13 protein-coding genes are annotated in these 12,963 nt (G+C 73.1%); 6 read left to right on the top strand and 7 right to left on the bottom strand.

Annotated elements, in window-relative coordinates; all coding sequences use genetic code 11:
• Nucleotides 1–52: 52 nt before the first annotated feature.
• The 5 genes from IEJ02_RS12985 to IEJ02_RS12965 are packed head-to-tail and all read right to left on the bottom strand — an operon-like array spanning nucleotide 53 to nucleotide 5,455.
• On the bottom strand, nucleotides 53–517 hold the full coding sequence (locus IEJ02_RS12985; protein WP_191064979.1) for a ribose-5-phosphate isomerase: 465 nt from the start codon (nucleotides 515–517) through the stop codon (nucleotides 53–55).
• Complete coding sequence (locus tag IEJ02_RS12980; RefSeq protein WP_191064978.1) at nucleotides 514–2,256, bottom strand: dihydroxyacetone kinase family protein; 1,743 nt, start codon at nucleotides 2,254–2,256, stop codon at nucleotides 514–516. The genes IEJ02_RS12985 and IEJ02_RS12980 overlap by 4 nt, the downstream gene beginning before the upstream one ends.
• Nucleotides 2,253–3,713, bottom strand: coding sequence for an FGGY-family carbohydrate kinase (locus IEJ02_RS12975; RefSeq protein WP_191064977.1), 1,461 nt, complete (start codon nucleotides 3,711–3,713; stop codon nucleotides 2,253–2,255). The genes IEJ02_RS12980 and IEJ02_RS12975 overlap by 4 nt, the downstream gene beginning before the upstream one ends.
• Nucleotides 3,710–4,780 (bottom strand): 2-hydroxyacid dehydrogenase, encoded by a 1,071-nt coding sequence (locus tag IEJ02_RS12970; RefSeq protein WP_191064976.1) that lies wholly within the window; start codon nucleotides 4,778–4,780, stop codon nucleotides 3,710–3,712. Before IEJ02_RS12970 ends, IEJ02_RS12975 begins: the two co-directional genes overlap by 4 nt.
• Before the next feature lie 6 nt (nucleotides 4,781–4,786).
• Complete coding sequence (locus IEJ02_RS12965) at nucleotides 4,787–5,455, bottom strand: HAD family hydrolase (RefSeq protein WP_191064975.1); 669 nt, start codon at nucleotides 5,453–5,455, stop codon at nucleotides 4,787–4,789.
• A gap of 178 nt (nucleotides 5,456–5,633) precedes the next feature.
• On the opposite strand from IEJ02_RS12965, the gene IEJ02_RS12960 reads away from it, so the two are divergent.
• The 3 genes from IEJ02_RS12960 to IEJ02_RS12950 all read left to right on the top strand — a co-directional run bounded on the left by IEJ02_RS12960 (nucleotide 5,634) and on the right by IEJ02_RS12950 (nucleotide 8,655).
• Nucleotides 5,634–6,440 (top strand): DeoR/GlpR family DNA-binding transcription regulator, encoded by an 807-nt coding sequence (locus tag IEJ02_RS12960; protein ID WP_191064974.1) that lies wholly within the window; start codon nucleotides 5,634–5,636, stop codon nucleotides 6,438–6,440.
• Nucleotides 6,441–6,544: 104 nt separating this feature from the next.
• Entirely contained in the window at nucleotides 6,545–7,843 is a 1,299-nt protein-coding gene (locus tag IEJ02_RS12955; RefSeq protein WP_191064973.1) for an MFS transporter, read from the top strand.
• A gap of 119 nt (nucleotides 7,844–7,962) precedes the next feature.
• Entirely contained in the window at nucleotides 7,963–8,655 is a 693-nt protein-coding gene (locus IEJ02_RS12950) for a carbon-nitrogen hydrolase family protein (RefSeq protein ID WP_191064972.1), read from the top strand.
• A gap of 40 nt (nucleotides 8,656–8,695) precedes the next feature.
• Here the strand turns inward: IEJ02_RS12950 and IEJ02_RS12945 are convergent, their stop codons facing one another.
• Together IEJ02_RS12945 and IEJ02_RS12940 are read right to left on the bottom strand one after the other, a co-directional pair.
• The gene (locus IEJ02_RS12945) at nucleotides 8,696–9,340 is read right to left on the bottom strand and encodes an AAA family ATPase (RefSeq protein WP_317985785.1); all 645 of its coding nucleotides are present in this window, start codon (nucleotides 9,338–9,340) and stop codon (nucleotides 8,696–8,698) included.
• 103 nt (nucleotides 9,341–9,443) lie between these two features.
• Nucleotides 9,444–9,953, bottom strand: a complete 510-nt coding sequence (locus IEJ02_RS12940) for a hypothetical protein (RefSeq protein ID WP_191064970.1) — start codon at nucleotides 9,951–9,953, stop codon at nucleotides 9,444–9,446.
• A gap of 301 nt (nucleotides 9,954–10,254) precedes the next feature.
• Here IEJ02_RS12940 and IEJ02_RS12935 point away from each other — a divergent pair, with 301 nt between their 5' ends.
• The 3 genes from IEJ02_RS12935 (at nucleotide 10,255) to IEJ02_RS12925 (ending at nucleotide 12,904) form a co-directional block, all read left to right on the top strand.
• Nucleotides 10,255–10,899, top strand: coding sequence for a hypothetical protein (locus tag IEJ02_RS12935; protein WP_191064969.1), 645 nt, complete (start codon nucleotides 10,255–10,257; stop codon nucleotides 10,897–10,899).
• Between the two features lie 131 nt (nucleotides 10,900–11,030).
• Nucleotides 11,031–12,188: a sensor histidine kinase gene (locus IEJ02_RS12930; protein ID WP_191064968.1), complete on the top strand. Its 1,158-nt coding sequence runs from the start codon at nucleotides 11,031–11,033 to the stop codon at nucleotides 12,186–12,188.
• Nucleotides 12,185–12,904: a response regulator gene (locus IEJ02_RS12925; RefSeq protein WP_191064967.1), complete on the top strand. Its 720-nt coding sequence runs from the start codon at nucleotides 12,185–12,187 to the stop codon at nucleotides 12,902–12,904. The genes IEJ02_RS12930 and IEJ02_RS12925 overlap by 4 nt, the downstream gene beginning before the upstream one ends.
• Nucleotides 12,905–12,963 lie beyond the last annotated feature (59 nt).

Genomic DNA, 12,963 nt, shown 5'->3' with positions numbered 1-12,963 from the left:
CCCGAGCGCGCGGATCTTCCGCGGAAAGTAGCGCTGCGTGCTGACCGCGAAGTCAGCCCTCGTAGCTCCGGATGGCGGCGACCTTCTCCGCCGACGGGGAGGTCTCGTCGAAGCGCTGGGCGAGCCAGTCGTCGGTGAGGGCGCGGGCGAGTTCCAGGCCGATGACGCGCTGGCCGAAGCAGAGCACCTGGGCGTTGTTGCTGAGGACCGAGCGGCGCACGGAGTAGCTGTCGTGGGCGGTGACCGCGCGGATGCCGGGGACCTTGTTGGCGCTGATGGCCACGCCGAGGCCGGTGCCGCACACCAACAGGGCGCGGTCGGCGGCGCCTTCGGCCACGCGGCGGGCCGCTTCCACCGCGACATGGGGATAGGCGGTGTGTTCGTCGCTGCCCACGCCGACGTCGATGACCTCGGCGACCCGGGGGTCGGCCAGCAGATCCCGCTTGAGGACTTCCTTGTAGTCGTAACCGGCGTCGTCGCAGCCGACGACGATCCGGAAGGCGTGTGCGGTGGTCATACGGACTCGCTTCCTGTCGTCGCGCGGAGAGTGGCCACCGCGGTCAGCACCGCGGTGAGTGAGGTGGCTCCGGGGTCGGGGGTGCCCACGCTGCGGTCGGCGAGGGGGCGGGCGCGGCCCAGGCGGGGGCGCAGCCCGGCGGTGTTCTCGGCGGCCGTACGGGCTTCGGACACGGCGGAGGCGTACGCCTCGGACACCGGGGCTCCGCTCCGCAGCCCCGTCGCGAAGGCGGTGGCGAACGGCGCGAGGGCGTCGACCAGGGTCTTGTCGCCCACTTCGGCCCCGCCGAGCGAGGTGACCGCGGTGAGCGCGTCCGCGGCGGCGGACGCCAACTCCTCGCGCCCCGGCGCCCGGTCGGCGGGCAGCGCCGCGCCGACGGCGCGCAGCCCCACCCCCCACAGCGCCCCCGAGGTGCCCCCGGCCTCCGCCGCCCAGGCGTCACCGGCGGCGGCCAGCACCGCCGCGGGGGCGAGCCGGTCGGTGTGCGCCTTCTCGGCGGCCGCCAGCGCCGCGTCGACGCCCTTGCACATGCCACGGCCGTGATCGCCGTCACCCGCCACCGCGTCCAGCCGGCCCAGCTCCTCCGCGTCCCGGTGCAGTACGTCGCGGGCGGCGCGCAGTGCGTGCACGGCCAGCTCCGCGACCTCGGCCGCGGCGCCGGACGCCCTGGCGGCGGCCCGCTCCGGGCGGCGGGAGGCGGCGGGCCGTGCGGCGGCGTCGTCCACCGGGGGTTCCGGCGGTGGCGTACGGCGGAAGGCCGGGGTGTCGGCCGGGGCGAGCCACAGCCGCTCCAGCTCCTCGTCCAGCCAGCTCAGGGTCAGCGAGCAGCCGGCCATGTCGAGACTGGTGACGAGTTCGCCGACCTCGGGGCGTACGGGCGTGAGCCCCGCCTCGTCCAGTTGGCGGGCCACGGCGCCCCACAGCACGTACAGCTCCTCGTACTTCGTGGCGCCGAGTCCGTTGAGGACGACCGCGACCCGCCCGTCGTCGCCCGCGTCGGCGGGCCGGTCCGCGAGCAGCCCCGTCACCAGGGCGCGGGCCAGGTCCTCCGCGGTGCCCAGGGTGTCCTCGCTGACCCCCGGTTCGCCGTGGATGCCGAGACCGAGGCCCAAACGGCCTTGCGGAACGGTGAACAGGGGCGCTTCGGCGCCCGGCAGGGTGCAGCCGTCGAAGGCCACGCCGAGCGTGCGGGTACGGGCGTTGGTGTGCTCGGCGACGCGGACGACCTCGTCCAGCGGGGCGCCTTCCTCGGCCGCCGCCGACGCGGTCTTGAAGACGACGAAGCCACCCGCGATGCCACGCCGTCGCGCCGTCTGGTCGGCGGGGGCGGAGGCGATGTCATCGGTGACGGCGAGACAGCGGGCGGGGATCCCGTCGCCCTCCAACTGCCGTGCCGCGAGCCCGAAGTTCATCACGTCCCCGGCGTAGTTGCCGAAGAGGAAGAGGACACCGCCGCCCGCCTCCGCCGCCTCGGCGACCGAGCGGGCGCGGGCGGCCGACGGAGAGGTGAAGACATCGCCGATGACCGAGCCGTCGGCGAATCCGGGGCCGACGACACCGCAGAAGGCGGGGTAGTGGCCGGAGCCGCCGCCGGTGAGCACGGCCACCTTGCCCGCGCGGGCGGGGCGGGCGCGCACCACACCGCCGGGCACGGCCCGTACGTGCCCGGGGTGGGCGGCGGCGAAGCCGGTGATCATGTCGTCGGTGAACCGGGCGGGGTCGTTGAAGAGCCTGGTCATCGTGTGCTCCAGCCTTCGCGTGCGGTGTCGAGGGCCTGGCGGTAGGCGGCGTAGCCCTCGGCGTAGTGGTCGATCAGCCCGCGCTCGGCGGTGACGGTACGGAGGCGGGCGCGCCAGGCGCCGGGGTCCACCGGCGTGCCCAGGGAGCGCCAGGCGACGTGGGCCGCGCCGCGGATGCCCACGGCGTCGTCGCAGACCTCCAGGTCGCCGCCGAGGACACCGGCGAAGACGCGCGCCCACTCCCCGGAGCGCGCGCCACCGCCGCAGGCGGTGACGGTGCGGGTGACGCCGAGGGTTTCCATGCAGTGCCGGGCCGAGTAGGCGACGGCCTCGCACAGCGCCCGTACCAGGTCGGCGCGGCCGGCCAGCGGGGAGAGCCCGTCGAACCGGCCACGCGCCCGCGGGTCGACGAAGGGCGCGCGCTCACCGCTGGTGGACAGGAACGGCAGCGCGGTGACGCCCGCGGCGCCGGGCGGGGACTGGACGAGCAGCGCGTCCAGCGCCTCGATCTTCACATCGAGCAGCTTCAGCAGCCAGTCCAGGCCCGCGGTGCCGATCATGGCGGGCATGACCCGCAGGAACCGGCCCTCGTACGGGGTGGCCAGCACCATCCCGGCCGGGTCCTCGGCGAGGGCCGGGCGCGGCTCGGTGTCCAGGACCTGGGCGGCGAGGGTGGTGCCGATGATGAGGTTGCCCTCGCCCGGTTCGGCGACCCCCGAGCCGAAGGCGCAGGCGGGGATGTCGAACGGGCCGGCGGAGACCGGCAGCCCCGCGGGCAGGCCCAGCCGCCGGGCGGCGTCGGGCAGCAGCCGGTGCAGGGTGCCGGGCGGCGCCGGGTCCGGCAGCAGCCGGCGGTGTGCGGACAGCCCGCACAGCTCCAGCGCGGTCTCGTCGTAACGGCGGGTGGCCACGTCGAGGAACGGCTGCGAGGCGTCGGAGACGTCGACGGTCACGGCGCCGGTCAGCCGTTGCACCACGGCGTCCACGCAGTACCCGGCGACCTCGGCCGCCTCCAGCCGCTCCGGCTCGTGCTCGGCCAGGTGCGCCAGCAGGGGCGCCGCGGAGCCGGGGAAGAGGCCGACGCCGGTGCGCCGGTGCAGGGCGTGCAGGGTGCCGTCGGCGGTCCACCGGTCGAGCCGGTCGGCGGCCCGGCCGTCCATCCAGGACAGCGCGCGGCCGACCGGGGCGCCCTTGGCGTCGCGCAGCCACAGGCCGTCGCCCTGCCCGGTGAGGGCGAGGGCTTCGGCCGGTTCGTCGCCCAGCTGCGCGGCGTCGGCGAGCGCCGCCCGTATGACGGTCTCCACGGTGCCCACGACGTCGTCCAGGTCCTGCTCGACGCGGTGTCCGGGCAGGGTGTAGACGGTGCTGCGGGCCTCGTGCGCGGGGGTGGTCCGGCCGTCGCGGGAGATCAGCTGGGCCTTGGTGACCGAGGTGCCGATGTCCACTCCGACGATCATGGCCGGCTCCCGGTCAGCACCTCCGGGTTGGCCACGTGCCGCAGCGGCTCGCCGCGCAGGAAGCGGGCGGCCTCGCCGGCGGTGATCAGGGCGGCCCGGTCGGCGGTCTGCCGGGTGGCGCCCGCCAGGTGGGGGGTGGTGATGACGCCCGGGGCCTTGTGCAGCGGCCAGTCGGCCGGGGGCGGCTCGATGTCGTAGACGTCGAGGGCGAGCGCGCCGAGCCGGCCGGACTCCAGCAGGCCGGGCAGCGGCGCGTAGTCGAGCAGCTCACCGCGGGCGGAGTTGACGAGGACGGCGCCCTCGGGCAGCAGCGCGAGGTTGTCGGCGTTGAGCAGATGCCGCGTCTCGGGGGTGACCCGGGCGTGCAGGCTCACCACGGAGCTGCGCCGCAGCAGGTCCTCCAGGGCGGTGAGCTCGACGCCGTCGGCGTGTGCCCGGGCCGGGTCCGCGTACGGGTCGGAGACGAGGACGTGTGCGCCGAAGGCGCGCAGCACCCGGGCCACGATCGAGCCGATGGCCCCGTAGCCGACGAGGCCGACGGTGGCGCCGTCGAGCTCGAGACCCGCGTTCTCGTAGGCGTAGTAGTCGCCGCGCCAGATGCCCTCCTTGAGGGCCGCGTCGGCGTGGGTGATGCGGCGCATGGCGGCGAGGATCAGGCCGACGGCGAATTCGGCGGCCGCGGCGGCGTTGCGGCCCGGTGTGAAGGTGACGGGGATCCCGGCGGCGGTGGCGGCGGCCAGGTCCACGTTGACCGGGCCGCCGCGGGCCACGCCGATGAACCTCAGACCGGGTGACTCGCGGATGACACGGGCGGTGAAGGGCGCCATCTGGGTGAGGGCGACACTCGCGTCGCCGAGCGCCTCCAGCACCTGCTCCTCGGTGCCGCTGGCCTCCTTGACCCCGCCGTTCCCCTGCCCGTCGGCCCCCACCGGCCCGAAGGGTTCGTTCGGCCAGCGGGTGCGCAGGGTGCGGAAGGTCAGCCCGGCGGAGGGCAGGCGCTCGCTCAGGGCGGCGGAGAAGAGCTCGGGGGCGATGAAGTCGTCGCCGGATACCAGGACCGTGGTCATGTCCGGTCACTCCCCTCGGGGGTCGAGCCTGCTGAGCAGGAAGTCACGTACGGCATGGTGGTCCGCAGAACGGTATGCGGCGGCCGCGAGGGCGTCCTCGGCGGGTGGGTACTGCGGATTCGGGATGGCCACGACGGTCATCCCGGCGGCCGCGGCGGCGCGCAGCCCGTTGCTGGAGTCCTCCACCGCAAGACAGCGCTCCGGGGCCACGCCGAGGGCGCGCGCGGCGGCCAGATAGACGTCCGGGCTCGGCTTCCCCCGCTCCACCTCGGCACTGGAGACGGTCGCCTTGAAGTGGTGGTCGACGCCGTGGTGGACGAGGACGGCGTCGATGACCCGGCGCGGCGCGGAGGAGGCGAGCGCCACGGGGGCGAGCTCGGCGGCGGCGCTGATCATCTCGCGGGCTCCGGGCAGCAGGTCGATGCGGCCGTCGGCCAGGGCCTGGACCATGCCGTCCACGACGGCCCGCTCGGTGCTGGTGGCGGAGTCACCCGCCCCGCAGAACCGGGTGAGGTAGGCGGCCCACTCGGGGGCGCTCATCCCCTGGACGTCGCGCGTCTGCGCCGGGCCCCATGTGCGGCCGCGTGCGGCGGCGTAGGCGGCCCACAGCTCCTCCCACAGGTGCTCGCTCTCCACGAGCACGCCGTCCATGTCGAAGACCACTGCGTCGGCCATGCGTACCCCTGATCTCCCGGCTGATGATGTCTGGCTGGCGGGGCACGGGGATGTCCGCGCGCCCGGCGGTGTCCGCGGGGCGGTGGCACCCGGCGGTGTCCGCCACAGTGAAATTAACAGTCATGGCGTGAGTTGTCACTGGTTCTATGTGAGAAATAAACGCGGCAGGATGGAGGGCATGACTACTCCCCCGTCGTCGCGCGGTGCGCGGCAGCAGCGGCAGCAGCGGCAGCAGCGGCAGCAACTGATCGTCGACCACGTTCTCGCCCAGGGGGACGCCACCGTGTCCGAACTGGTCGAGCTGACCGGCGTCAGCCTGATGACGGTCCACCGGGACGTCGCCGAGCTGGCCGACCGCGGCATCCTGCGCAAGTACCACGGCGGCGTCTCCGCGCAGCCCTCGATGGTCTTCGAGTCCAGTTCGGACTTCCGGCTGCACGCGCACACCGACGAGAAGCGGGCGCTGGCCCGCGCCGCCCTGCGGTTCGTGGCCCCGGGTACGTCGGTGATGCTGGACGACTCGACCTCGGCGCTGGCCCTGGCGCGGCTGTTGCCCGAGGTGGGACCGCTGACCGTGGTGACCAACTACCGCCTGATCACGGAGGAGCTGAGGAGCGCCGAGGGCATCCGGCTGATCTGCGTGGGCGGCGAGTACTCGCGCACCCATGACTCATGGATCGGCCTGCCGGCGCTGGACATGATCAGCGGCATCTCGGTCGATCTGAGCGTGCTCTCCACCTCCGGGATCACCGCGGGCATGACCTTCCACCAGGAGCAGGAGATCGTCAGCATCAAGCGGGCGACCCGGCAGGCGGGCGCGACGAGCGTGCTGCTCATGGACCACAGCAAGGTGGGCCGTCGGGCGCTGCACCGGCTGGAGAGCGTGGACTCCTTCGACCACGTCCTGCTGACCGGCCCGGTGGACGAGGAGCTGCTGCGGGAGATGCGGGAGCTGACGGATGTGAGAGTCGTCGAGACCGAGTAGTTACCATCCGATTTCGTTATTCTTACCAGACCCCTTGATATTTCTCTCGGCTCGCTTGAGTATCTGCGGTCGTACTCCGTCATCCCCGCAGAGTGGAGGAAGCGATGCCGAAACCCTTGGTCCTGGGCTATCTGGGCGTACTCCTGTTCATGATCGGTGACGGTGTCGAATCCGGCTTCATCGCTCCGTACATGGCCGATCACGGCGCGGCGACGGACGTACGGGCCGGGTACGTCATCACGGTCTACGGCATCGCCGTCATGCTGGCGTCGTGGTTCTCCGGCGCGCTCTGCCAGGTGTGGGGGCCGCGCCGGGTGATGTGGACGGGCCTGGCGATCTGGGCCGTGTTCGACGCCGCGTATCTGCTCTTCGCGCTGGGCACGGAGAACTACCCGATGATGCTGATCTTCTACGGCATCCGGGGCTTCGGCTATCCGCTCTTCGCGTTCGGCTTCCTCGTATGGATCACCAACACGGCGCCGAAGGCCCGGCTGGGCACCGCGGTGGGCTGGTTCTACTTCGCCTTCACCGGCGGCCTGCCCACCCTGGGCTCGCTGTGGTCGAGCCTGACGATCCCCTCGTTCGGCCGCCTGGGCACGCTGTGGTCGGCACTCGTCCTCATCCTCATCGGCGGCGCCATCGCCCTGGTCGGCGCCCGGAAGCGGCCCGGCGGCGACCGGATGGCACCCCCCGAGGTCACCACCGGCGAGAGCCTGCTCAACTCCGTCTCGATCATCTGGACCCATCCGCGCGTGCTGGTGGGCTGCCTGGTCCGGATCATCAACACGGCCCCGGAGTTCGGCATGCTGGTGTACCTGCCGCGGATGTTCTCCGACGACGTCGGCTTCGGCGAGGACAAGTGGCTCCAGCTGCTGGCGATCATCTACGGCACGAACATCTTCTTCAACCTCATCTTCGGCGTCCTCTCCGACCGCATCGGCTGGCGCACGACCATCGCGGGCTTCGGCGCGCTGGGCTGTGCGATCAGCGTCACGACGCTGTACTTCGTACCGACCTGGCTCGGCCCGGACTACTACTGGGTCGCGGTGCTCGCGGGCATGTTCTACGGCGCGACCCTCGCGGGATTCGTCCCCATCTCGGCCCTCATCCCGTCGATGGCGCCGGAGAACAAGGGCGGCTCGATGGCCCTGCTCAACCTGGGCGCGGGCGGCGCGGCCTTCGTCGGCCCGGCCATCGCCAGCCTCTTCCTCCCCCTCGTCGGCGCGGGTGGAGTCACCCTGATCTTCCTCGCGCTCTACCTGGTCGCTCTCGTCCTCACACTGCTGCTGAAGCTCCCCGAGGAACGCGACGGCGAGCCGCCGGCCCCGAGCACGGCGGACGACGGCCGGAGGCCCCGAACCGACACGGCCTCGCCGGCCTCCTCGCCCGCCACGTCCGCCTGAGGTCCGGTGAGCGGGGCCCCTCGCCGGCAGTCCGACCCCGTGGTCCGGACTGCCGGCGAGGTCCGCCGTACGGGCTTGGGTAGGCTGACCGCGCGACTCGGCGAGAGGAGTTCGGGGTGGTGGCACGGCCGTTGAGCATCGCGGTGGCGCAGCCGAGGTGCGCCGCCCACGACGTGGCGGCCAACGCGGTGGCCCACGCGGAGGCGGTTCGGGCGGCGGGCGCGCGGGTGGTGGTCTTCCCCGAGATGTCGCTGACGGGATACGAGCTGGACGCGACGCCGGTCGCCCCGGACGACGAACGGCTGGCCCCGATCGTCGCCGCGTGCGCCGCGACCGGCACGCTCGCCCTGGTCGGCGCGCCGGTGGCGGGTCCGCGCATCGGCGTCCTGGCCCTGGACGGAGATGGCGCACGGGTGGTCTACGGCAAGGTCCACCTGCACCGCAGCGAGGCCGTACGCTTCGTGCCCGGGGAGCCCGCCGTGATCGACGTGAACGGGTGGCGGCTGGGGCTGGCCGTCTGCCGCGACACCGGTTTCCCCGAGCACGCGGCGAAGACGGCGGCGCTGGGCATCGACGGTTACGTGGCCGGCGTGGTCCACGCCGAACACGAGGCCGGGCTCCACGGCGAGCGCGCCCGCCGCGTCGCCGCCGACCACGGCGTGTGGGTCGCCACGGCGGCCTTCGCGGGTCCGACCGGTGGCGGCTTCGACCGCACGTCGGGCCGTTCGGGCATCTGGTCCGCGGACGGGGGGCTGCTCGCCGAGACGAGCGCCGCGCCCGATGAGATCGCGCGGGCGGTCTTCGGTACGTGAGCCCGGGTTCCAGCGGCTCTGACACGGGCGAACGGACGCGTCAGAGTCGGAACGCCCTGGCCACCCGCTCGGTGAGATCGTCCTCCGTCATCGTGGTGTCGACTTCGATGGTGTGCAGTCGAAGGCGCTCGGCCTCCTCCTCGAGGCGCGTGGTGAACATGCGATCCCGTTCGGCGAGGTTGCGACCGGCCCTCGCCGGATCGCTGGTCCTCCAGACGAACCCCTCCCCCGGCACCGCCCGGCTCCAGAAGGCGGCCCGGCGGAAGTCGGGTGTGGGCAGAAGCCAGACGGCGCGCTGAGGAGCGTCGAGCAGCGGCTTCACGAGGTGCGGGAGCAGCCGGAAGCCCTCGACGATGACGCGGGGCTCCGGCGGCAGGCGAAGGAGGTCTTCGACGATCAGGCCGAAGCCCTCGCCCCGGAACCAGTGGAATGTCTCGAGCATGACCTCCGGCGACCGGTTCACCCATCGCTCGTCCATGTCCATGGCCATGAACCGGTACAGAAGCGGCGCCTCCTCGGGGGTGGCCCGCCCGGCGTGTTCCCGCATCACATCGTCGGTCGCGTAGAGCCGCCACCCGTAGCGTTCGGCGAGCCGGCGGGCGATGGTCGACTTGCCCGCGCCACTCCCGCCACCGATCCAGAACACGTGACGCAGCCGCGCCGCGAGCTCCGCGGCGTCGGCCACTTCTTCATCCTGTCCGGGCCGCATTTCTCTCCGATCCGACGAGACGAGACGAGACAATGCGAACCTCATTGTGGCCTCGTCGACGACATTCCCCACTCCACCGCTACTCGGCCGCGGGCGCGGCGGGCACCCCGCGGCCGACGGTGGCCGCTCGCGTGGCGAGTCCGATGGTGCGGGTGAGCGTCATCGCCACGGCCATCAGCAGCAGCGCGTCGGTGAGGGCGTCGGCGGTCACCTGGTGGTCGGCCATCCAGCGGCCCAGCTGCCGGGCGAACCAGTGCTCCGATCCGTACGAGAACGCGGCCCGTGCGCCGATCACGACGATCCACAGCGCCGCGTAGGCGAAGCCCGCGCGGCTGACCGGCTTGCCGGTCGTGGGGCTGGCGTAGACCGTGGTGAAGGCCACCGCCAGCAGGCCGACGATCAACCCCGCGACGACGGCGGCGAGTTCGAGCGCCAGGCCGGCGCCGTGGGTGGCCGGACTCTTGATGAAGAGGGGGACGATCGCGGCGGCCATCAGCAGCGGCCGCAGGATGCGCAGCTTCCCGATCTTGCGGTGGGGCCCGAGGTCCGCCTCCAGGACGGCGAGCAGGACCGCACCGTTGATGATCATGGCTTGACCGATGGTGGACATGGGATGGCGAGCCTCTCGGTGGACGGTTTGCCGCGGATTCGGCCCGCTCAGGCTCGTTCCGGTACGCGTTCCCGCGCGCCGTAGCAGGGGGTGACCTCCGGGGTGATCACTTCGGCCGCCCGGTGGTACCGGTTCCCGGTGCCGGTACCACCCGCGGATCACCCCGTGAGTCACCCCGGAGGTCACCGCTCGGGGTGACGCGGTACCCCGCGGGCCTTCCTAGCCTCGGGGCGAGTCAACAGGCGTACGCGACCGAAGCGTGGCCGACGGGAGTCCTCCAGTGAACGTGCTGCAAGTGCTGACCGCGATCGTCGTCGTGATCTTCGTCATCGCACGTCAGCTACGCGGCGAGCCGCTGCGCGGCAAGCGGCTGATCCTGCTTCCCGCGATCCTCGCCATCATCGGTTTCACCAGCCTCGGCAAGGGTGGCCGCCACCTCACCACGACCGATCTCGCATGCCTCGTCATCAGCGCGGTGATCGCGGCGGGAATCGGCACCGCCCAGGGAGCGCTGCTGCGGTTGGAGCCGCGCGACGGGGTGCTGTGGGCGCGGATGCCGGTGTACGGACTGTGGCTGTGGCTCGCGCTGGTGGTCTCGCGGGTCGTGATGACGGTCGTCGCCATGGCGCTGCACGCTCCCGTGGCGGGCTCCTCGGCGCCCATCCTGATGCTGCTCGGCCTCAACCGGCTCGGCCAGGCCGCCGTCGTCACACCGCGCGCCCTCGCCTCCGGTGTGCCGTTCGCGCCGGAGAAGGACGGCCGCCCCTTCGATGTGCGGGGCGCGCTGTCGGGACTGCTGGGCGGGCCGGGCGGCCCGTCGGCGCCCGTCGCGGAGCGGCCCACGCGGCAGCCCCGGCTCACGGAGTCGTACGACCGATCGGCGAGTGACCTCCTACGCGACCGGGGCCGCCGGGGACGGCGATGACCGGACGGCGGCACCCGGAAGGCACCCTCGCGGCCCCCACACCAGGCGACGGAACAGCCGGGCCCTCGGCCCATGACGCGGTACACCCCGGCGCCGCGGCCGAGCGGTCCGCGGGTCGCTATCCTGCATCCGTGCTGCGTACGGTGTCATGGCTGATGAGGGTCGGCACGTACGCGTTCATCGGCCTGCATACCTTCACCGGCCCTCCGGCCGGGCCCGGGGCGGTGACCCTGGCCGTCGTCACGTACGCGCTGGGCGGCCTGGCGCTGCTGCTGTGGGAGCTCACCCACGCCCGCGGCGACGAGGCCGCGAGGCGCGCGCCGCGGATGCGGATGCGGATCCTGCTCGGCGTCGCCGCCGCCCTCTCCGGCTACGCCAGCGCCTTCCCGCACGCCGGAGCGCTCATCGGCCTCTCGCTGATGGCCGTCATGCACCTGGGCACCGAGCTGAGCCTCCCGGTGGGCTGGGCCGTGGCGGGCTGCACGGTGGTGGCCCTGGAGACCGGGGTCCTGGTCGCCGGGGCGAGCCGCCGGTTCGCACTGGGCTATCCGATGCTGGTGGCGCTGATCCTGGTCGCGAGCCACAACCGGCGCGCCTACCGGATACGCGCCGAGCAATCGGCCGCCATGCTCGCCCAGAGCGAGCTGCTCCGCGCGGAGCAGCGCCGGGTGGCCGTACTGGACGAACGCACCCGGATCGCCCGTGAGATCCATGACGTACTGGCCCATTCGCTGGGCGCCCTGAGCATCCAGATCCAGGCCGCGAGTGCTCTGTTGACGGATCACCGGGACATCGACCGGGCGGTCACCGTGCTCGACGGGGCGAGGCGGCTGACCGCCGACGGGCTCGCCGAGACCCGCCGCGCGGTGCACGCCCTGCGCTCCGACCTCGCGCCGCTCGACGAGGAACTGGGCACGATGGCGGACACCCACCGGCAGCGGCACGGCGTTCCGGTACGGCTCAGGGTCGAGGGCGAGCCCTCCCCGCTCCCGGCGGACCAGGCCCTCCCCCTCTTCCGCACCGCACAGGAAGCTCTGACCAACGCCGCCAAACACGCCCCCGCCCAGCCGGTGGAGGTCACCCTGACCTATGAGGACGAACACGTGACGCTCACCGTCGACAACCCGCTCGGCGCACCGCCATCCCCTCGGCGAGCACCCGCGCTCGCCACCGTCGACGGCGGCTACGGCCTCACCGGGATGCGCGAGCGCCTCCTGCTGCTGGGCGGGACGCTCGACGCGGGCGTACGGGACGGACAGTGGCGCGTCCGGGCCGAGGTGCCGCGATGAGCGCCCAGGACGCCCGGCCGCTGCGGATCGTGGTCGCCGACGACCAGGCCAGCGTCCGGGAAGGGCTGGTCCTCATGCTCGACCTGCTGCCGGACATCGACGTCGTCGGCTCCGCGGCCAACGGACAACAGGCGCTCGACCGGGTCGCCGAGCACCACCCGGACGCGATCCTGCTCGACCTGCACATGCCGGTGCTCGACGGCACCGAGGCCACCCGTCGGCTCACCGCCGAGCACCCCGAGGTCGCCGTCGTCGTCCTGACCACCTACGCCGACGACACTTCCGTCCTGGAGACGCTCCGGGCCGGGGCCCGCGCCTACCTCACCAAGGACGCGGACCGGCTGCACATCGCCCGCACCCTGCACAGCGCCGTCGCGGGGCTCTCCGTCCTCGACCCCAGGGTCCAGGCCACCCTGCTCGCCGCGGCGAGCGCTCCCACCGCCCCTCCCCCGGAGCCCGACACCGCTCCCTCGGGGCCCGCCGCCGCTCCCCGAGGGCCCGACGCCGCCGGCCGGCCGCTCCCGGACGGCCTCACCCGTCGTGAGGCGGAGATCCTCACGCTGATGGCACGCGGTATGACCAACGCGGAGATCGCCGCCGCCCTCTTCCTGAGCGGCAACACCGTGAAGACCCACATCAACCGGGTCTTCGCCAAGACCGGCTCCCGCGACCGCGTCGCGGCCACCCGCTACGCCCGCGACCACGGCCTGGACTGACCGGATCCAGGCTGTACCGTTCCCCCGCGGTATTCGCCCGGCACACCGTGGACCACGCT

It is taken from the genome of Streptomyces sp. 5-10 (genome assembly GCF_014712245.1).
Taxonomy (GTDB): Bacteria; Actinomycetota; Actinomycetes; order Streptomycetales; family Streptomycetaceae; genus Streptomyces; species Streptomyces violaceusniger.
This window is presented reverse-complemented; position numbering and strand designations above follow the sequence as displayed.

Excerpts from the sequence above, each read along its gene's own strand:
- IEJ02_RS12985 (WP_191064979.1), bottom strand. The coding sequence starts at position 517 with ATGACCACCGCACACGCCTTCCGGATCGTCGTCGGCTGCGACGACGCC.
- IEJ02_RS12980 (WP_191064978.1), bottom strand. The coding sequence starts at position 2,256 with ATGACCAGGCTCTTCAACGACCCCGCCCGGTTCACCGACGACATGATC.
- IEJ02_RS12975 (WP_191064977.1), bottom strand. The coding sequence starts at position 3,713 with ATGATCGTCGGAGTGGACATCGGCACCTCGGTCACCAAGGCCCAGCTG.
- IEJ02_RS12970 (WP_191064976.1), bottom strand. The coding sequence starts at position 4,780 with ATGACCACGGTCCTGGTATCCGGCGACGACTTCATCGCCCCCGAGCTC.
- IEJ02_RS12965 (WP_191064975.1), bottom strand. The coding sequence starts at position 5,455 with ATGGCCGACGCAGTGGTCTTCGACATGGACGGCGTGCTCGTGGAGAGC.
- IEJ02_RS12960 (WP_191064974.1), top strand. The coding sequence starts at position 5,634 with ATGACTACTCCCCCGTCGTCGCGCGGTGCGCGGCAGCAGCGGCAGCAG.
- IEJ02_RS12955 (WP_191064973.1), top strand. The coding sequence starts at position 6,545 with ATGCCGAAACCCTTGGTCCTGGGCTATCTGGGCGTACTCCTGTTCATG.
- IEJ02_RS12940 (WP_191064970.1), bottom strand. The coding sequence starts at position 9,953 with ATGATCATCAACGGTGCGGTCCTGCTCGCCGTCCTGGAGGCGGACCTC.
- IEJ02_RS12925 (WP_191064967.1), top strand. The coding sequence starts at position 12,185 with ATGAGCGCCCAGGACGCCCGGCCGCTGCGGATCGTGGTCGCCGACGAC.